17 protein-coding genes are annotated in these 17,853 nt (G+C 54.6%); 5 read left to right on the top strand and 12 right to left on the bottom strand.

Going from position 1 to position 17,853, the window contains the following annotated elements:
* A partial coding sequence (locus VN114_RS09860) for a porin (RefSeq protein ID WP_325514385.1) occupies positions 1-1,099 on the top strand: 1,099 nt, incomplete at its 5' end.
* Between the two features lie 99 nt (positions 1,100-1,198).
* Here the strand turns inward: VN114_RS09860 and VN114_RS09855 are convergent.
* The 7 genes from VN114_RS09855 to VN114_RS09825 all read right to left on the bottom strand — a co-directional run bounded on the left by VN114_RS09855 (position 1,199) and on the right by VN114_RS09825 (position 8,358).
* Entirely contained in the window at positions 1,199-1,999 is an 801-nt protein-coding gene (locus VN114_RS09855) for a DUF3025 domain-containing protein (RefSeq protein WP_325514384.1), read from the bottom strand.
* 73 nt (positions 2,000-2,072) lie between these two features.
* The gene (pyrC, locus tag VN114_RS09850; RefSeq protein WP_325514382.1) at positions 2,073-3,128 is read right to left on the bottom strand and encodes a dihydroorotase; all 1,056 of its coding nucleotides are present in this window, start codon (positions 3,126-3,128) and stop codon (positions 2,073-2,075) included.
* Between the two features lie 90 nt (positions 3,129-3,218).
* Complete coding sequence (locus VN114_RS09845; protein WP_325514380.1) at positions 3,219-3,944, bottom strand: amino acid ABC transporter ATP-binding protein; 726 nt, start codon at positions 3,942-3,944, stop codon at positions 3,219-3,221.
* A 21-nt stretch (positions 3,945-3,965) separates the two neighbouring features.
* Positions 3,966-4,652 (bottom strand): amino acid ABC transporter permease, encoded by a 687-nt coding sequence (locus VN114_RS09840; RefSeq protein WP_325514378.1) that lies wholly within the window; start codon positions 4,650-4,652, stop codon positions 3,966-3,968.
* Complete coding sequence (locus VN114_RS09835; RefSeq protein ID WP_325514376.1) at positions 4,645-5,370, bottom strand: amino acid ABC transporter permease; 726 nt, start codon at positions 5,368-5,370, stop codon at positions 4,645-4,647. Before VN114_RS09835 ends, VN114_RS09840 begins: the two co-directional genes overlap by 8 nt.
* A 56-nt stretch (positions 5,371-5,426) precedes the next feature.
* The gene (locus tag VN114_RS09830; protein WP_325514387.1) at positions 5,427-6,287 is read right to left on the bottom strand and encodes a transporter substrate-binding domain-containing protein; all 861 of its coding nucleotides are present in this window, start codon (positions 6,285-6,287) and stop codon (positions 5,427-5,429) included.
* A gap of 163 nt (positions 6,288-6,450) precedes the next feature.
* A complete protein-coding gene (locus VN114_RS09825; RefSeq protein WP_325514374.1) occupies positions 6,451-8,358 on the bottom strand; it encodes an ABC transporter ATP-binding protein/permease in 1,908 nt (635 codons plus the stop codon).
* An 84-nt stretch (positions 8,359-8,442) separates the two neighbouring features.
* Between VN114_RS09825 and VN114_RS09820 the strand changes: the two genes are divergently transcribed.
* Positions 8,443-8,859: an acyl-CoA thioesterase gene (locus VN114_RS09820; protein WP_325514372.1), complete on the top strand. Its 417-nt coding sequence runs from the start codon at positions 8,443-8,445 to the stop codon at positions 8,857-8,859.
* Positions 8,860-8,869: 10 nt separating this feature from the next.
* Here the strand turns inward: VN114_RS09820 and VN114_RS09815 are convergent, their stop codons facing one another.
* Positions 8,870-10,564 carry a long-chain-fatty-acid--CoA ligase gene (locus tag VN114_RS09815; protein ID WP_325514370.1) on the bottom strand — a complete coding sequence of 565 codons (1,695 nt, stop codon included), beginning with the start codon at positions 10,562-10,564 and terminating at the stop codon, positions 8,870-8,872.
* Between the two features lie 300 nt (positions 10,565-10,864).
* Between VN114_RS09815 and VN114_RS09810 the strand changes: the two genes are divergently transcribed.
* A complete protein-coding gene (locus VN114_RS09810; protein WP_325514368.1) occupies positions 10,865-12,058 on the top strand; it encodes a M20 aminoacylase family protein in 1,194 nt (397 codons plus the stop codon).
* Positions 12,059-12,124: 66 nt separating this feature from the next.
* Here VN114_RS09810 and VN114_RS09805 read toward each other — a convergent pair whose 3' ends face one another.
* The 3 genes from VN114_RS09805 to VN114_RS09795 all read right to left on the bottom strand — a co-directional run bounded on the left by VN114_RS09805 (position 12,125) and on the right by VN114_RS09795 (position 14,697).
* On the bottom strand, positions 12,125-12,586 hold the full coding sequence (locus VN114_RS09805; RefSeq protein ID WP_325514366.1) for a hypothetical protein: 462 nt from the start codon (positions 12,584-12,586) through the stop codon (positions 12,125-12,127).
* Positions 12,587-12,747: 161 nt separating this feature from the next.
* Positions 12,748-13,578: a DUF3047 domain-containing protein gene (locus tag VN114_RS09800; protein ID WP_325514364.1), complete on the bottom strand. Its 831-nt coding sequence runs from the start codon at positions 13,576-13,578 to the stop codon at positions 12,748-12,750.
* Positions 13,579-13,719: 141 nt separating this feature from the next.
* Complete coding sequence (locus tag VN114_RS09795) at positions 13,720-14,697, bottom strand: NAD(P)-dependent oxidoreductase (RefSeq protein WP_325514362.1); 978 nt, start codon at positions 14,695-14,697, stop codon at positions 13,720-13,722.
* Between VN114_RS09795 and VN114_RS09790 the strand changes: the two genes are divergently transcribed.
* Both VN114_RS09790 and glpK read left to right on the top strand, forming a co-directional pair.
* Positions 14,696-15,586 (top strand): SMP-30/gluconolactonase/LRE family protein, encoded by an 891-nt coding sequence (locus tag VN114_RS09790; protein ID WP_325514360.1) that lies wholly within the window; start codon positions 14,696-14,698, stop codon positions 15,584-15,586. The genes VN114_RS09795 and VN114_RS09790 overlap by 2 nt on opposite strands.
* Positions 15,587-15,599: 13 nt before the next feature.
* On the top strand, positions 15,600-17,114 hold the full coding sequence (gene glpK, locus VN114_RS09785; protein WP_325514358.1) for a glycerol kinase GlpK: 1,515 nt from the start codon (positions 15,600-15,602) through the stop codon (positions 17,112-17,114).
* A gap of 79 nt (positions 17,115-17,193) precedes the next feature.
* Here the strand turns inward: glpK and VN114_RS09780 are convergent, their stop codons facing one another.
* Positions 17,194-17,697: a universal stress protein gene (locus tag VN114_RS09780; protein WP_325514356.1), complete on the bottom strand. Its 504-nt coding sequence runs from the start codon at positions 17,695-17,697 to the stop codon at positions 17,194-17,196.
* Positions 17,698-17,853 lie beyond the last annotated feature (156 nt).

Raw genomic sequence — 17,853 nt, 5'->3', positions numbered from 1 at the left:
AATGAAAAAATCACTTTTGGCTCTGGCAGTTCTCGGCGCGTTCGCAGGTGCTGCTTATGCACAATCGTCCGTGACGATCTACGGCGTCGTTGACACCAGCATTTCGCGCATCGACCAAGGTAACGAAAGCGTTACCGGCATGGACAGCGGCAACAACGCAGCAAGCCGCATTGGCTTCAAAGGTGTTGAAGACCTGGGCAACGGCCTGAAAGCAGAATTCGTTCTGGAAAACGGCATCGACACCAGCGATGGTTCGGGTGGTTCGGGCTTCAGCCGTCTGGCATTCATCGGCTTGAACGGTGGCTTCGGTAAAGTTCGTCTGGGCCGTCAAGAAAACCAATTGAAAGAAGCACTGACGCAAGTCGATACGTTTGGCGCAGCTGGTATCGCTAACGCACATGACTTCATTGGTGGTTACGATGGTCTGCCACAACGTCAACCAAACATGGTTACATGGCAAAGCCAGAACTACGGCGGCTTCTCCGGCTCGCTGGGTTACATCTTCGGTGAAGCAAACGACGACAACAGCGCAAACAGCGGCTGGGGCGCACGTTTGGGCTATGCCAATGGTCCGTTGAATGTTCAAGCTGTATATCAAAAGCAGAACGAAACGTCCGGCGCGATCGCTGCCGGTACTTTGGTAGTTGATCCGGACACCGGCATCGTTACAGCTACTACTGATGCAGATCCAGCTGTCGATGGAGATACCAAAACCGCTCTGATCGGTGCAACTTATGACTTCGGCGCATTCAAACTGCACGGCGTCTATGGTCAAAAGAAATACGACGCAGGTCTGGTTGCTGCAGACGACGTCAAAGTGCGTAGCGGCTTGATCGGCGCAACCGTTCCGTTTGGTGCCAGCGCAATCCGTGCTGAATACATCCGCAACGACAACCGCGATATCGACGACGCAGACAGCAATGTCTGGGCTCTGTCGTACACCTACGCTCTGTCGAAGCGCACGACGTTCTACGCAACCTATGTTCGCGTTGGTAACGACGATGGTTCGACCATGGGCTTGGGCGGCGGTGACTACGCAGCAGCAGCTGGTGGCGAGTCCGTCAGCGGCGCTGGTATCGGTATCAACCACAAGTTCTAATCATTTGCAGGCTTAGGCCTGCTTTGATTGAATTGCAAAAAAGGCACCTTCGGGTGCCTTTTTTCTTTATCAGTCATTTCTGCGAGTCTATCGAATTGCTTATTGAAGCCGTCTAGGTCGAAAAACCTTTTCGTCTCGATAAAAGTCTTCGTTTTGCCCCTTCCACCAATCGGGTATGCCAAGAATCGGCAAAGGGGAAAAGGCATGTGTTGTCAGGCCATCCTTCAATTTTTCTACCACCTGTCCGTCGATCGCAGCACAGTAATCTTGCAAGGTCAGGTCTGTTGGGAGCTGCAGCTCGTTTCCCACCACTACCCACATATGCGCTGTAATCGATTTGTACGGCGTAACCAGCTTCTCCATCAACGCATGTCCAAATAGAAATATTCGGCTGGTTTGCACAAAGGTCTCGCGCCTCGTCAACAAAACATCCTGCCATTCATGCGCGCGCAACGCATCAACCAAACTCTCATTAGAAGTTACTAGCAGCGCTGCATTTTCATCGAATATGGTTGCTGCATCCCGCAGTTTTCCCCTTAACGACGTCGCGCCGCTCAATCGTGCACGCCCAATTTCCACCGCTTGCAATGCATTCAGCTGCACCTTGATTTGTGGAAAAGTCAGCCAGACCAATGCATTGAAAAAATCGTGCAGATTTTCTCGTGTGGGGACACACCCTGTATCGTGGATGAATGTTTCGTAGGCAATGCCGGCAGGTAGATCTGTTTGCGGGACAAACCGAATTGGCAGTCCAAGTCGATTTTTTAATCCCATCTCAGACGCGCGGCGATTGGTTTCGTCACGCCAGTCATTGGCATTGGAAATCGCTTGCCCCGTGAAGCGGACATGCTCTAACCATGGCCGCGACCAGTCTATACATGCCAGAAATTGTGCGGCCATGAAGGTAGAAACAGTCTGTTTTAGCAGAGAAAGAACAGGTGGCCGAAACTCTTGCCGGAGCGTTTAGAAGAAATCAAACGAATTTCCATTCCATCGTTTCTCCGCCGTTCAACGGCACCACTGTCGTATTGGCGAGCGGAAGCTCTGCAGGGATAGTCCACGACTCACGTTGCAGGGTGATCGTGTCTTTGTTGCGTGGCAGTTTGTAGAAATCCGGGCCGTTGAAGCTGGCAAATTGCTCAAGCTTGTCTAACGCATCCACCTGATCAAATGCTTGCGTGTACAGCTCCATCGCGTGCAAGGCGGTATAGCAACCGGCACAACCGCATGCATGTTCCTTCAAACCCTTCGGGTGTGGCGCGGAGTCGGTTCCCAGGAAGAATTTGGTACTGCCCGATGTCGCTGCCGCCACGAGCGCCTGACGATGAATTTCACGTTTCAGGACGGGCAAGCAATAATAATGCGGGCGCATTCCACCTTTGAAGAGCTCATTGCGGTTGTACAGCAGATGATGCGCGGTGATGGTGGCGCCAACATGGTGATCTGCTTCCGCGACGTATTCCGCGGCGTCTTTGGTGGTGATGTGTTCGAATACAACATTCAACTCCGGCATGTCACGGCGCAATGGCGTCATGACGCGGTCAATAAAGACCGCTTCGCGGTCGAAGATGTCGATTTCCGGATCAGTCACTTCGCCATGCACAAGGAAAGGCATGCCGAGCTTTTGCATCATTTCCAGCGTCTTGTAGCACTTGGTCAGGTCTGTCACGCCGGCTGCGGAATTGGTGGTCGCACCGGCGGGGTACAACTTGACGGCGTGCACGACGCCACTGTCGCGCGCGCGCTGGATCTCTTCCGGTGGCGTGTCATTGGTCAGATACAAGACCATCAATGGCTCGAATTTCATCCCGACCGGCAACGCAGCCAGAATGCGGTCACGGTAAGCGACGGCCTGTTCGGTGGTCGTTACCGGGGGCTTCAGGTTCGGCATCACGATCGCACGGGCGAACTGGCGCGCCGTGTCGGGCAATACCGACGCAATCGTTGCGCCATCGCGCAGATGCAAATGCCAGTCGTCAGGACGTGTAATGGTGATGCTGGAAGGTTTCTTTGATGCGGAATTGGTCATGGCGGCTCTTTCTTGGATTGCCGCTATTTTACCTGTTCGGATTCCTCATTTCTCTTCGCACCGCACTGGATTGTCTCCATCCAAAGACGGCTAATGAATGATTTTGGCCAGAAAATCGCGTGCCCGATCAGAGCGCGGCTGCGCGAAAAATGTCTCTTTCGCACAATCTTCCACAATTTGCCCCTGGTCCATGAAGATCACGCGATTCGCGACCTTTTTGGCGAAACCCATTTCATGCGTAACGACCATCATCGTCATGCCGTCATTTGCCAGACCGACCATGACGTCCAGCACTTCATTGATCATTTCCGGATCGAGCGCTGATGTCGGTTCGTCGAACAACATCGCAATCGGATCCATCGCCAGCGCACGCGCTATGGCGACGCGCTGCTGTTGACCGCCGGACAACTGCCCGGGGAATTTATCCTTTTGCGCAATCAGGCCGACCCGATCCAGGTACTTCAACCCATGTTCGATCGCTTCATCCTTACTACGTCCCAGCACCTTGATTTGTCCTAGCGTCAAGTTGTCGCGAATCGAAAGGTGAGGAAACAATTCAAAGTTCTGAAACACCATGCCGATGCGCGCCCGCAATTTCGGCAAATCGGTTTTCGAATCTCCGACAGAAATACCGTCGACCATGATGCGGCCTTCCTGAAAAGACTCCAGGCCATTGACCGTCTTGATCAACGTCGATTTCCCCGAACCGGATGGTCCGCACACGACCACGACATCGCCTTTGGCTACCTGCGTCGAACAACCGGTCAACACCTGAAATGTGCCATACCATTTACTGACGTTTTGCATCTCGATCATGAGCTTGTTCTCCGTCTGTTCTTAACGAATGATGGCGTATCGCCTGTGGACTTTTTTGACGATTGCGGACAACGCAAGACTCAACAAAAAATAGACAACAGCGATAAACAGATACATTTCGACCACGCGACTGTCGCGTTGCGCAATCTTGACTGCTGCGCCGACGAAATCGGTCACGTTCAACAGCGACACCAGCGACACGTCCTGAAACAGGATGATGGTTTGTGTCAGCAGCAATGGCAGCATATTGCGCCACGCTTGCGGCAACACGATCAGCCGCATCGACTGTCCATAATTCAATCCGAGCGCATAACCGGCATTCACCTGTCCTTTCGGAATACTCTGGATGCCGGCCCGCATGATCTCGCAGAAATAGGCCGCTTCGAACAGGATGAAGGTAATGTAGGCAGAGCGATCGGCGCCAATCGCAACCGGCCATTCGGATCCCGTCAACGACTGCAGCACCAGCGGCATCATGAAATAAAACCAGAAAATCACCAGCAGCAGCGGCACGGAACGCATCAAATTCACATACCCGGCAGCCGCCAGCGACAGCGTTTTATTGCGCGACAGACGCGCCATCGCCAGCAGCGTACCGAGCAGTATTCCGCCAATTGTTGCGACGATGGTCAGTTGCAACGTATAGCGAATCCCCAGCAACAGCAATGGCCAGCTATCGAGAATGACGTCGAAGTCAAAATCAGACATGACGACCTCCTTGCCCCGGAATGACGAGTCGTCTTTCGATCACAGCCATCATGCGGTTTGCCGCAAGTGCAATAAGCAGGTACAGCAGGGTTGCTGCGGAAAATGCTTCGAAGTAGCGAAAAGTCATCTCGCCCATTTCCCGTGTACGGAAGAACAGTTCCACCAATCCAATCGAATAGGCGACTGCCGTGTTCTTGATCAGATTCATCAATTCTGACGTCAGCGGGGGAATGACGATGCGATACGCCATCGGCAACAACACGTAGCGATATGTCTGCCATTGCGTCAATCCCAATGCGTACCCTGCGTTACGTTGCCCGCGTGACAGCGATTGAATACCGGAACGGACCTGTTCGGCAATGCGTGCCGCCGTAAAGAAACCGAGGCAAATCACTGCTGTAATGAATTGATACGTGATCGGATCCAGCGCAATGACCAGCGTTTTGACCGGAGGAATCAAACCCGGCACAACAAAATACCAGACGAAGAATTGAACCAGCAGGGGAATGTTGCGAAATACTTCTACATATGCGCCGCCCAGCACGACCAGCCATCGCTTGTCCGTCGTGCGCGCAATGCCGATCAGCGAGCCGATGGAAAATGCCATGATCCACGCGAGAACCGCCACTGCAATGGTCCAGCCGAGCCCCGACAACAACATCGCGCCCCAGGTAGGGTCTCCTTCCGACATCGGTTCAAGAAATATGTGCAGATCCATGCAACCCTCTTGTCTCAGAAATTATCGGCCTTGTATTCGAGGTGCCCTTGTCACGATCAGATTCCCTTGTCGTTGGGATGACGAAATGCTTCCTGTAGCGAAGCCTTCATCGGGAAATGCAGATTCAGGTTTCGTGGCGGAATCGGTTTGGTAAACCATTTTTCGTAGATGCCGACAATCTCGCCGGAACGCATGACATCGCCCACGGCCTTGTCCACCAACGTCTTGAACTGTGGATCATCCTTGCGCAACATCATGCTGTACGGCTCCTGCCGCAGCGATTCTGGCAGTATTTTGTACAATTCAGGCCGCTTCGCATTGGCGATCTGTCCTGCCAGCAGGATATCGTCCATGACAAAAGCGGCTGCGCGATCTTCCGCCATCAACAAAAACGCTTCTGCATGATCCTTGCCATAGATTTCCTTGACCCGAATTTCGCTGCCGCGCTGATAGGTTCTCAACAACGGCACGGATGTCGTGCCGGACGTCGTCGATACCGTCTTGCCGTTTAGCGACGCAATCGTATCGATGTTGGAAGTTTTTTTAACAGCCGCCGTGACGTTGATTAAAAAATAGGTCGGACCGAATGCGACCTGCTGCTGACGCACTGTCGAATTGGTCGTCGAGCCGCACTCAAGATCGATCGTCCCGTTTTTCAGCAACGGGATACGATTGCTCGATGTAACCGGTTGCGTGCGTACTTCGAGATCCGGCATGTTCAGTTGCATCTTTACTGCGTCAACGATTTTCATGCAGAGATCGATGGCGTAGCCGATGGGCTGTGCGCGATTATCGAGGTAGGAGAACGGAATCGATGATTCGCGATACCCCATCGTGATTGCGCCGGTTGCCTTGATCTTCTTCAACGTGCCGGTCAACTCTTGTGCTTGCACATGGACACCGGAGCCGATGATCATGATGACGCCGGCAAGAATCGGAACCAAACGGGACAGCTTCATGCAACCTCCTGGAAAGATGCAATGCCTTACCGGCAATCAGTATAACGTCTGCGTTGCAGCGCCTTGTACATGCCGCATCGCACCTTCCAGCTGTTACCGCGGGAAAATGCCAACCGCATCTTCAGTTACGCAGCAATGTCGCTGTCGACGGCACCGGCGAATCCAAGGGTGTTTCTTCCTGCTCTTCCACGTCGACATGACCATCGACAGATGACCCTGCAATCGCATCGGGTCGGGCTTGCTGGCGCATCCACATCTGCGCATATGCGCCGTCCATTGCAAGTAACTGCATATGCGTGCCACGCTCGATGATGCGGCCGTGATCGAGCACCAGAATCTGCTCCGCATCGACAATGGTGGATAAACGATGTGCAATGACGAGTGTCGTTCTGTTCCTGGCGATCTCCCTCAATTGCGCCTGGATCGCCTGTTCGGCGCGTGAGTCCAGCGCCGACGTCGCCTCGTCGAATATCAGGATTGCCGGACGCTTCAGCAAGGTACGCGCAATCGCCACGCGTTGTTTTTCGCCACCGGACAATTTCAGACCGCGTTCACCAACCATCGTTGCATAGCCGTCCGGCAGTGAGATGATGAAGTCGTGGATATACGCTGCCTGCGCTGCAGCCACGACGTCTTCCCGGCTGGCACCGGGCCGTCCGTAGGCGATGTTGTACTCGATCGTATCGTTGAACAGCACCGTATCCTGCGGCACGATACCGATTGCGTCACGCAACGATGCTTGCGTGACATCGCGCACATCCTGTCCGTCAATCAGGATGGTGCCGGCATTGATGTCGTAGAACCGGAACAGCAGACGTGACAGCGTCGATTTTCCGGAGCCGCTGTGCCCGACAACTGCCGTCGTTGTTCCTGCCCCAATCGTGAAATCGGCATCGAACAGAATCTGCCGGTTTGCTTCATAACTGAATTCAACGTGGGAAAACTGTACTTCGGCACCACGCGTAATCAATGCCTGTGCATTTGGCTTGTCGGCAATTTCACGATGTTGCTCCAACAGCGAAAACAGGCGCTCCATGTCCGCCAGGCTTTGCTTGATTTCGCGATAAATCACACCGAGAAAATTCAATGGAATGTACAACTGGATCATGAATGCATTGACCAGCACCAGATCGCCAAGCGTCATTGAGCCGTTGATGACGCCTTGCGTGGCGCGCCACAGGATCAAGGTGACAGCGACGGCAATGATGCAGGACTGCCCCGTGTTCAACAGCGACAGCGACGTCTGCGATTTGACGGCCGCAGCCTCATAGCGCTTCAGGCCTTCGTCGTAACGTTGCGCTTCATAATCCTCATTGCCGAAATACTTGACCGTCTCGTAATTGAGCAGTGAATCGATGGCCTTCGTGTTTGCCTTCGAATCCAGGTCGTTCATCGTGCGCCGGAAATGCGTACGCCACTCCGTAACCACGATGGTAAAAACGATGTAACAAGCCAACGCACCAACCGTGATAATGGAAAACCAGATGTCGTAGTGCAACGCCAGATAAACAAGTACAAGTGTGATCTCGACGAGCGTCGGCAGGATGCTGAACAGCGTGTACGAAACCAGCGATGAAATGCCGCGTGTACCGCGTTCGATGTCGCGCGTCATGCCGCCAGTCTGGCGATTCAGATGAAAGCGTAACGACAGCGCATGCAGGTGGCGAAACACCTTGAGCGCAATCGTACGCACTGCGCGCTGCGTGACGCGTGCAAACGTGTATTCGCGCAGTTCCGTAAACAGCGTGGTGGACAAACGCAATGCGCCGTACGCAACCAGCACGCCGAGCGGTAACACCAGCAATGCATGAGGGTCGCCCGGACGCACCGTGAGTGCGTCGATCAGCTTTTTCAACACCAGCGGCACGCCAACGTTGGCCAGCTTGGCGGCGATCAGGAATGCAAGCGCCAGTGAAACACGCCACTTATACGCCCACAAATACGGAATCAGCGTGCCAAGCACCGCCCAGTCGCCATGCTTGCCGGATGGCGGGGGAACAGGTTCGCTGGAAACGGGATGGCGGCGCATGAAAGTCGATTCGGATCAGATGGTTTATGCTTCGGAGTCGGGATTGTAGCGTTTGCAGAAATTATCCACAGGGAAGAGACCACCATGCCGAGCGAACACCACACCGAACTACCCGCCGGAAAAGTACCTCAGATGCGTGTCGTTCCGATGCCGAACGACGCCAATATGCACGGTGATGTGTTCGGCGGCTGGATCATGTCCCAGGTCGATCTGGCCGGTGCAGTCTGTGCCACACGACGCGCCAATGGTCGCGTCGTCACCATCGCAGTCAACTCGTTTCTGTTCAAGCACCCGGTTTTCGTCGGCGATCTGCTGTCGATCTATACCGACATCGTCAAGGTCGGCAATACATCGATCACAATCAATGTTGAATGCTATGCCGAACGCAATCGGCTGGAAACAGAAATTGTCAAGGTGACAGAAGCGACCCTGACTTATGTGGCGACCGGCGACGATCGTCGCCCGCGCACTCTGCCACCGGCCGTCACTTCGGATACTTGACGACGGTCGTTCAGGCGGCTTGTTCTTCGACCCGCGCTTCGTCCCGCAACTCGCGTCGCAGAATCTTGCCGACGTTCGATTTCGGCAAGTCGGCACGAAACTCGATCAGCTTCGGCTTCTTGTAACCTGTGAACTGTTCCTTGCAGTAGGCCATCAGCACGTCTTCTGTCAACGCGGGATCGCGTCGTACGACGAACAGCTTGACGGCTTCGCCCGTATGTTCATCCGGCACCCCGATGCACGCACATTCCAGCACGCCGGGATGCGCGGCGATCACGCCCTCGATCTCGCTCGGATAAACGTTAAAGCCGGACACCAGGATCATGTCCTTCTTGCGATCGACGATGCGGATGTAACCGCGTGCATCCATGATGCCGACGTCGCCGGTCTTGAAGAAACCGTCGGTCGTCATCGACAGCGCTGTTTCGACCGGATTGTTCCAATAGCCCGCCATGACCTGCGGACCGCGAATGGCGATTTCGCCCGGCATGCCGAGCGGCACTTCAGTGCCGTTGTTGTCGATGATCTTGACTTCGGTCGATGGAATCGGAATGCCGATCGTGCCGGAAAATTCGGTTGCATTAACCGGATTGCCGGTCGCAACCGGGGAGGTTTCGGACAAGCCATATCCTTCGTTGATCGGCACGCCGGTCACTTCACGCCAGCGATCGCTCACCACTTTTTGTACTGCCATGCCGCCACCGTTGCACATGACGAGTTCGGAGAAATCAACTTTCGCGAAATCCGGGTTGTTCAGCAAGCCGTTGTACAGCGTATTCACCGCCGGCAACAGGTTGATCTTGTACTTCATCAGCTCCTTGATCATGCCGGGAATGTCGCGCGGATTGGGAATCAGCAGATTCATGACGCCCAGCCTCGTCCCCAGCATGCAGCACGCCGTCAGTGCGAAGATGTGATACAGCGGCAGCGCGCAGACAAAAGTCAGCGCCTTGTCTTTGTCGACCTTGTTCAGCGCAGGTGCGATCCATGCCTCGTTCTGCAGAACGTTGGCGATGATGTTCCTGTGCGTCAGGATCGCTCCTTTCGCGGTACCGGTCGTGCCGCCGGTATACTGCAGGAAGGCGATGTCGTCGCGCTGCAGTGTCGGTTGGCGCAACGTCATGCCGGCACCCAATTCCAGTGTTTTCCCGAACGATACTGCATGCGGCAAAGAATAGGCCGGCACCAGTTTCTTTACATGGCGCACGACGAAATTGACGATCGCACCCTTGATGCCGCCGAGCATGCCGCCCATGGTGGCGACGACGACGTGCTTTACCTGCGTGTTGGCAATGACCTTCTGCAGCGTTGCGGCGAAATTCTCCAGAATGATGATGGCTTCCGCGCCGGAATCTGCCAGCTGATGCTGCAACTCGCGCGGCTTGTAAAGCGGATTGACGTTGACCGCCACGTAACCGGCGCGCAGGACCGCGGCCAGCGCAACCGGGTATTGCAGCACGTTCGGCATCATCAAGGCCACGCGCGCCCCTTTCGGCAACCCCGTTCCCTGCAACCATGCGCCCAGCTTTTTCGACAATGCATCGACTTCGCCGTAGGTCAGAAACTTGTCCATGCAGACATATGCATTGCGGTCCGCGTATTTACGAAAGGATTCTTCCAGCAACTGCACCAGCGAATCGTATTGCGTGAAATCGATTTCTGCCGGTACGCCGGGCGGATATGATTGAAGCCAGAATTTGTCCATCCTCACCTCTTTTATTTGATCTGTTTAGTTCAGGAATTTCGGTCAGATTGCCGCGCAGATTATCGTGGTGATATCGCAATGATGCTATCGGGCGAAACGGCGATGCGCAAGCATTTTCCTTGCCGGTGAGGAAACCCCATGTCGGCTTTTATCGCGTCAATGCGGCGCTCACAATGTCAAACGCCATGCGCGAACTACGTGAATTGACGTAACATGGAGGGCTTCCGCCGCGGCATATACGCCAGCCCGAAAGTTCGGTTTGCCGCCGGCGCCCAGACCCGGCATATGTGGAGAAGCACCATGAATCTGATCGATCCCATCCTCCAGTTTCAGACTGAATTGCAGGCAATTCGCCGCAGCATTCATGCACATCCTGAATTATGTTTTGAAGAGCGAGATACCGCAGAACTGGTCGCCAGGAAACTGACGGAATGGGGCATCCCCGTTCTGCGCGGCATGGGCATTACTGGCGTGGTCGGCATCATTAAAAATGGCACCGATGATCGCGCTATCGGCTTGCGTGCCGACATGGATGCACTGCCGATGCAGGAGATCAATACGTTTCCTCATGCATCGAAGAACGACGGGAAAATGCATGCATGCGGCCATGACGGCCATACTGCAATGCTGCTCGGCGCCGCGCATTATCTGGCGCAGCACCGCAATTTCGACGGCACCGTATATTTGATCTTCCAGCCTGCAGAAGAAGGCGGTGGCGGTGCCAAACGAATGATCGACGATGGACTGTTCAAACAATGTCCGATGGAGGCAGTGTTTGGCATGCACAACTGGCCCGGCATCCCGGCTGGACATTTCGGTGTGACTGCCGGACCGATGATGGCATCCAGCAACGAATTCGAAGTCATTGTGCGTGGCAAGGGCGCGCACGCAGCGCAACCGCACAAGGGCGTCGATCCGATCATGGCGGCAATCCAGATTGCGCAGGGCTGGCAAACGATCGTCACCCGCAATCGCAATCCGCTCGATGCGGCCGTACTGTCGATCACACAGATCCACGCCGGCAGCGCCACGAATGTCATCCCGAACGATGCCACGCTGATCGGCACAGTTCGCACTTTCGACATGAAGGTATTGGATCTGATCGAATCGCGCATGCGTGTCATTGCCGAGCATACCGCGCAAGCATTCGACGCCACGGTCGAATTCCGCTTCACGCGCAACTATCCGCCGTTGATCAATCATCAGCGGGAAACGATCTTTGCTGCAAATGTATTGAAGGAAATCGTCGGCGCCAATAACGTCGACACACAGGTTGAACCGTCGATGGGCGCCGAAGACTTTGCGTTCATGCTGCAGGAAAAAGCCGGCTGCTATGTGTTCATCGGCAATGGCGAGGGCGATCATCGTGATGTCGGTCATGGATTGGGGCCGTGCAATCTGCACAACCCGAGTTACGACTTCAATGATGACCTGCTGCCTATTGGCGCAACCTATTGGGTGCGCTTGGCCGAAACCTTCCTCAAGCAAAAATGAGAATGGCGGCATTGGATATGCCGCCATTTTGTTTCGATGATCTTCTACGTTTTTTGCCCGCAGAAATCAGGCCAGAATCGCCACGACCTGCTTGCCAACGTTCACAAGATAGCCGCCATTTTCCTTCTGCCACGCTTTTGCCGTGTCAGCATCAGCGAACCAGTTCTGTTGATAATCGTTGAACATTCCCAGATCGAACCGATAGCGATCCAGCATTTCCGGTGCGCATTGATCTATCTGTTTCTTGCACAATTCCCATGCGCCGAATCCCAACTCTTTCGCCAGCATGTGAAGAATGTGTTTGAGCTGCAGCGTGGTGCGTACGGAATAGACTTCGGTAATGCGCAATTCCGGCGTGATTTCTGCGGCAACAATGCGTCGTAACACGGGCAGGGACTGACTCGGTTCCAGTGAGCGAGCGTTACGCAACAGCCGGCGCGCATATCTGCGCAGGAAATCGCTGTTACAGAGATTCTCGCCAAGAGGATGGCGAACGTTGTTACTGATGGGGAGAGTGGCAGACCACATGACGTTTCCTTTCATATCGTCGTTCTCGCTACGACATTGAAGGGTTTAACGTTGCGGTTTATTCGTGCGGAACATCCGGAATAAATGCGGCAGTGGGCAGGTGCATCGGCTTTCGCGAGATCAGGCATCCTGTCATGCCTGCCGCTATTCTAGCGCAACTGCTATCGATTTCGGGCGTCGGATACCGGCAAAATGCCATCCATTGCGACCGGCATGTCGCTTTTCGGTGTGAGCTTGATATCGCCGTACCAGGTTTCCACCGTTTCGCCGGTGTTATCGGTATCGGTCAGCACGCCGACGCCGATCAGTCGCCCCGGCTTTTCGCCAAATGCACGCTCATAGTCGGCAACGATGTCGCGCGAGAATGTCCGCCATTCGCCAACACCGTCGTTGCCGCTTGCCACCACAATCATCTTGATGCGACCGCTGCGCGTATTCGAAATCACCGTATCGACCGGTGCCTTGCGGCCACGAATGTACATCAGCGTTGCATACGGCATCTCGCGGCCGGTCAACAAACGCGCCGTCTCGAACATGATCTGGTCGGCGAACGACAAATCGTCCTTGTTGCCGTCGAATCCAAGGATGATGCGGGCCGGCGAATCTTCCCGCGTACGGTCATGGTTGTCGGCCGACTCCACCAGCCGGCTGATGCGCCATTGCCAGCTCAGCTGCGATTCCTGCATCGGATCGATATCCAGCTTCTGCATTAGTCCGGAAGATGCGCTCGCGGCACGCGCATGCAGAACTTTCCGCCCCTGCTCGGATGTCAGTGCGTACTCCGTCAACTTTTTGTTGCGGTGGATGATGACCGACTCCCATCCCTCCGGCAAACCGCCCGCTTCGCCTTCCGATTCCGAGAATGCGACGATCTTTTCTTCGTCATCGATATCAGGTTGCGATACCTGCGCCCGCGTGTCTGCAGCACGAGGAACGTGAGCGCAACCCGCAATGCCGAGCAACACGATAAGAATAAGAAAAAACGGTTTCATGGTTCGGGCAATAATCGCAGTGTCCGTTATCGTTGGACTCGCAGTACCGGCCAGTTGCCGTGCGTCTCTTTGATTGTATATTGCCTGCGATCAATGTCACCTTGGTTTCGGCACGCGTATGTATATCCGCAACACTGCAGCTTATCCAGGTAGCTGATCGGCGGCATCGCCCAGTCTTAATCCAGGATTGCCTTGTTCCAGTGTGAGCAAAACGGCGGACTGATCGGCTTGCGGGACCTGCTTCAGGACAGATTGATAATTCTTTGTCACCAATTCGGTTACCGGCAATTGCAACCCGGCGTTATTTGCCGCGATCAATACGTTTTCCAGATCCTTGTGCTGGCTCTTGACCTGACCGCCTGGCAGGAAATTACGCTCCAGCATGCGCTGGCCGTGTACTTCCAGAATCCGGCTTTCCGCAAAACCACCACGAATTGCCGTGCGCACCGCTGCCGGATCGGCACCACCAGCTTGTGCCAGCAGCAACGCCTCCGCAACAATATTCAAGGTGCCCCCGACGATCAGTTGATTGCACAATTTGGCAATTTGCCCGCAGCCAGCCGGCCCCACGAGTGTGGGTCGTCCCATCACCGCCAGAACCGGCTCCGCTTCTGCAAAGTCTTTCGCGTCACCTCCGGCCATGATCGCGAGCGAGCCTGCCTGCGCCCCAACCACGCCACCGGAAACCGGTGCATCGATAAAGCGAATCTCCTTTGCCGCCAGCCTGGCGTGCAGTTCCTGCGCCTCTGACTGCCTGGTCGAGCTCATGTCGATGACCAGCGTGCCGGGACGCAAATCGGGCAAGGCCGCGTCGATGACCCGTGCCACGATCGGCCCGGCTTCCAGCATCGTGATCACGATATCTGCGCTACATACGGCGTCCGTTACCTGCGCCTCGACCTTGGCGCCGAATGTGGCAAGTTCATCCGCCTTGCCGTGCGTGCGGTTCCATGCCGTGACCTGATAGCCGGCCTCCAGCAGACGCGTTGCCATTGGTTTGCCCATCAGGCCGATGCCGAGAAAGGTGATTGCCGGTTTTGATGACTGCTTCAATTCAAACTCCTTCTGCAAATTTTGCCTGCATAATGGCGCAATCCCTTCACAAAAAGCAACTGCCATGTCGACGGAAAATTGCCAGCCTATTCTCGCCAACCGCATGATGCTGGGTGAATGCCCCGTCTGGCATTCGCAGGAATCCGCGCTGTACTGGATCGATATTGACGGATGCGCTGTTCACCGCTTTCATCCGCAAACAGAAACGCACCGGCAATGGGCCACGCCGTCAGAACCCGGCTGTATTGCCATTCATGGCGACGGCGGATTGCTGGTTGCGTTGCGCTCCGGCCTCGCATTGCTGAACACGCAAAGCGGTCAGCTAACCCATATTACCGATGCACCTTACGATCCTGCGACAACGCGTTTCAATGATGGCCGTTGCGATGCCGCAGGCAGGTTATGGGTCGGCACCATTTACGAACCACGCGATCGGCCCGATGCCGCCCTGTTCTGCGTGGAGCACGACGTACTACGTGATAGCGGTAAACGCGCCACCGTTTCGAACGGCGTCGCCTTCAGTCCTGACAATCGCACGTTGTACCACTCTGATACGACCTCACATCAGGTACGTGCCTATGCATTCGATCTTGCAACCGCAACGCTTGGTGCCGAACGTATCGTCAAACAGTTTTCTACTGACAGAAATCATCAGTATGGCGGCAGACCCGACGGCGCGACTGTTGATCGTGACGGCGCATACTGGTGTGCAATGTATGAAGGTGGACGACTGCTGCGACTTTCACCTGACGGCGAAATTTTGCGAGAAGTGATGCTGCCCGTTCGCTGCCCGACGATGATGGCATTTGGCGATGACGATTTGCGCACGCTGTATATCACGACCGTCAGCAACAAGCGCTCTGCTGAAGAGCTCGCGCAGCATCCATTGTCCGGTTGCGTCCTCCGTTTGCGCGTCGATGTTCCCGGTCTGCCGGAACATATTTATCGCCCTTGAAAAAGTCGCCCGCATGAGTCAATTCATCCTCGCGCTCGATCAGGGAACAACCAGTTCACGCGCGATTCTGTTCGATCGTCTTGGTCAGATTCAAGGCATGGCGCAGCAGGAATTTTCACAACTGTTTCCACAGCCTGGATGGGTCGAACACGATGCAAATGCGATCTGGCAAAGCCAATTGGCCGTTGCCCGGAAAGTCATGCATGCGCATCAGGTAAAGGCGACTGACATTGCCGCCATCGGCATCACCAATCAACGTGAGACTACCGTCATCTGGGACCGCAAGTCAGGCGAACCGATCGCAAATGCAATCGTCTGGCAGGACAGGCGGACTGCAGCGCGATGCGACGATATGCGCGCGGATGGGCTTGAACCTCTTTTTCGCAGCAGGACAGGCTTGCTGCTCGATGCATATTTCTCCGGCACCAAGATTCAATGGCTGCTGGATAACGTTCCCGGCGCGCGAGAAAAAGCCGACCGCGGAGAACTGGCATTCGGCACGATCGACAGTTGGCTGATCTTCAAACTCTCGGGACGTCATCTCACTGATGCAAGCAATGCATCGCGCACATTGCTGTTCAATATTCACTCGATGCAATGGGACAGCGAACTTCTCGCTACTCTGGATGTTCCGCGCAGCATGTTACCGACGGTTGTTTCCAGCAGCGAAGTTGTGGCACATACAGACCCATCCTTGTTCGGTGACGCCATTCCAATTGCCGGGATTGCAGGTGATCAGCAAGCGGCAACATTCGGGCAAGCGTGTTATCTGCCGGGCATGGCAAAAAACACATATGGCACAGGCTGTTTCATGTTGCTGAACACAGGCGACAAGGCCGTCACTTCGCAGAACAGTCTGCTGTCGACGGTGGGATGGTGCGCCAAGCAGTTTGCAGACATGCATACGGATTACATGCTCGAAGGCGGCGTATTCATGGCTGGCGCAACCGTGCAATGGCTGCGTGATGGTTTGGGCATTATCGAGCGGTCATCCGACATCGAAGCACTTGCCTGCAGCGTTCCGGATAATGGCGGCGTTGTTCTCGTTCCTGCCTTCAGCGGTTTGGGCGCGCCTTACTGGGATCCGTACGCGCGCGGATCGATCCTCGGCATGACGCGCGGAACCGGCAAGGCGCATATCGCACGCGCAGCATTGGAAAGCATCGCCTATCAAACTGTCGATCTGATGGATGCCATGCAAAAGGACGCCGCGATGACGTTGACTGAGTTGCGTGTGGATGGTGGCGCAGCACGTAACGATTTGCTGATGCAATTTCAGGCCGACGTTCTCAACACAACCGTCATTCGACCACGGATCACCGAAACGACCGCGCTTGGCGCAGCCTATCTGGCGGGGTTGGCCGTATCGTTCTGGAGTTCGAAAGAAGAAATCGCATCATTATGGCAAATGGATCGCTGCTTTGAAGCACGGATGTCAGAAGACGAACGCGTGGAGCGGCTCGCCCTATGGCGTCGTGCCGTTCAGCGCGCGCAGGCGTGGGAGATTTCTTCGCAGAGACTTGATTGATTCGTATCCTGAAAAAAGAAAAATGCCGTTCTGTTCCGGCCTTTTCTTTTCAAGATTCTACGTATTCAGAGTCGTGAAATCATTCGACTGCGAGCCACAAGAATGTAAGGCCCAAACCAATCGGAATACCAAAACGTTCGAGCCTGCCGGCGTTCTCGCGCGCCACCACCTCAACAGGCAAATCGCTCATAGCCATGACTTTGTTAACAACAGAGCCTTGGAAGAAACGCGTTAATGCATTTTTTCTCGTTGTTCCCATCACGATCTTTTGAGCCTGTACTTTCCTGGCGCAAGCGACGATCTCGTCGGCCGTATCGCCTTTCCCGACATGAACGGTATGTTGCACGCCAGATTTTGACAACAACTCGATCGCGTCAGCCATTGCTTCTTCTGCGCGCTCCTGTTGCAGAATTTTTATATTCGCAGATGATGCAAACCGTGTGATATGTCTAGGCAAACGCGGCTGAATATTCGTCAGATTCACATTGAGCACTTCATCATGAACGGCGCGATATTGCACAACGTATTCAACCGCCCTTAAAGCACTGCGCGAACCATCTACCGGGATCAGAATATTTAGCATGACGATCTCCTCTGGGAGTTATGATCATTATGAGGATACGACCTATATTATTAACTCCAATTTCCCCCTCGGCAGGAATTGAACTAGTGATATGAAATCGGATTCCTCTGTATTCAACATAGGCGGCAGCCCTAATCATGTCAATTGAAATCTCAA

It is taken from the genome of Oxalicibacterium sp., from assembly GCF_035565035.1.
Lineage (GTDB): Bacteria > Pseudomonadota > Gammaproteobacteria > Burkholderiales > Burkholderiaceae_D > Oxalicibacterium.
Note: the sequence above shows the minus strand (reverse complement) of the source record. Positions and strands in the feature narration are given on the sequence as shown.

Bases quoted from the DNA above. Each gene is read 5' to 3' on its own strand.
- VN114_RS09810 (WP_325514368.1), top strand. From the start codon at position 10,865: ATGAATCTGATCGATCCCATCCTCCAGTTTCAGACTGAATTGCAGGCA.
- glpK (WP_325514358.1), top strand. From the start codon at position 15,600: ATGAGTCAATTCATCCTCGCGCTCGATCAGGGAACAACCAGTTCACGC.
- VN114_RS09795 (WP_325514362.1), bottom strand. From the start codon at position 14,697: ATGGCAGTTGCTTTTTGTGAAGGGATTGCGCCATTATGCAGGCAAAAT.
- VN114_RS09835 (WP_325514376.1), bottom strand. From the start codon at position 5,370: ATGGATCTGCACATATTTCTTGAACCGATGTCGGAAGGAGACCCTACC.
- VN114_RS09825 (WP_325514374.1), bottom strand. From the start codon at position 8,358: ATGCGCCGCCATCCCGTTTCCAGCGAACCTGTTCCCCCGCCATCCGGC.
- VN114_RS09800 (WP_325514364.1), bottom strand. From the start codon at position 13,578: ATGAAACCGTTTTTTCTTATTCTTATCGTGTTGCTCGGCATTGCGGGT.
- VN114_RS09830 (WP_325514387.1), bottom strand. From the start codon at position 6,287: ATGATCATCGGCTCCGGTGTCCATGTGCAAGCACAAGAGTTGACCGGC.
- VN114_RS09855 (WP_325514384.1), bottom strand. From the start codon at position 1,999: ATGGCCGCACAATTTCTGGCATGTATAGACTGGTCGCGGCCATGGTTA.
- VN114_RS09845 (WP_325514380.1), bottom strand. From the start codon at position 3,944: ATGATCGAGATGCAAAACGTCAGTAAATGGTATGGCACATTTCAGGTG.
- VN114_RS09780 (WP_325514356.1), bottom strand. From the start codon at position 17,697: ATGCTAAATATTCTGATCCCGGTAGATGGTTCGCGCAGTGCTTTAAGG.
- VN114_RS09790 (WP_325514360.1), top strand. From the start codon at position 14,696: ATGTCGACGGAAAATTGCCAGCCTATTCTCGCCAACCGCATGATGCTG.
- VN114_RS09820 (WP_325514372.1), top strand. From the start codon at position 8,443: ATGCCGAGCGAACACCACACCGAACTACCCGCCGGAAAAGTACCTCAG.
- pyrC (WP_325514382.1), bottom strand. From the start codon at position 3,128: ATGACCAATTCCGCATCAAAGAAACCTTCCAGCATCACCATTACACGT.
- VN114_RS09805 (WP_325514366.1), bottom strand. From the start codon at position 12,586: ATGTGGTCTGCCACTCTCCCCATCAGTAACAACGTTCGCCATCCTCTT.
- VN114_RS09840 (WP_325514378.1), bottom strand. From the start codon at position 4,652: ATGTCTGATTTTGACTTCGACGTCATTCTCGATAGCTGGCCATTGCTG.
- VN114_RS09815 (WP_325514370.1), bottom strand. From the start codon at position 10,564: ATGGACAAATTCTGGCTTCAATCATATCCGCCCGGCGTACCGGCAGAA.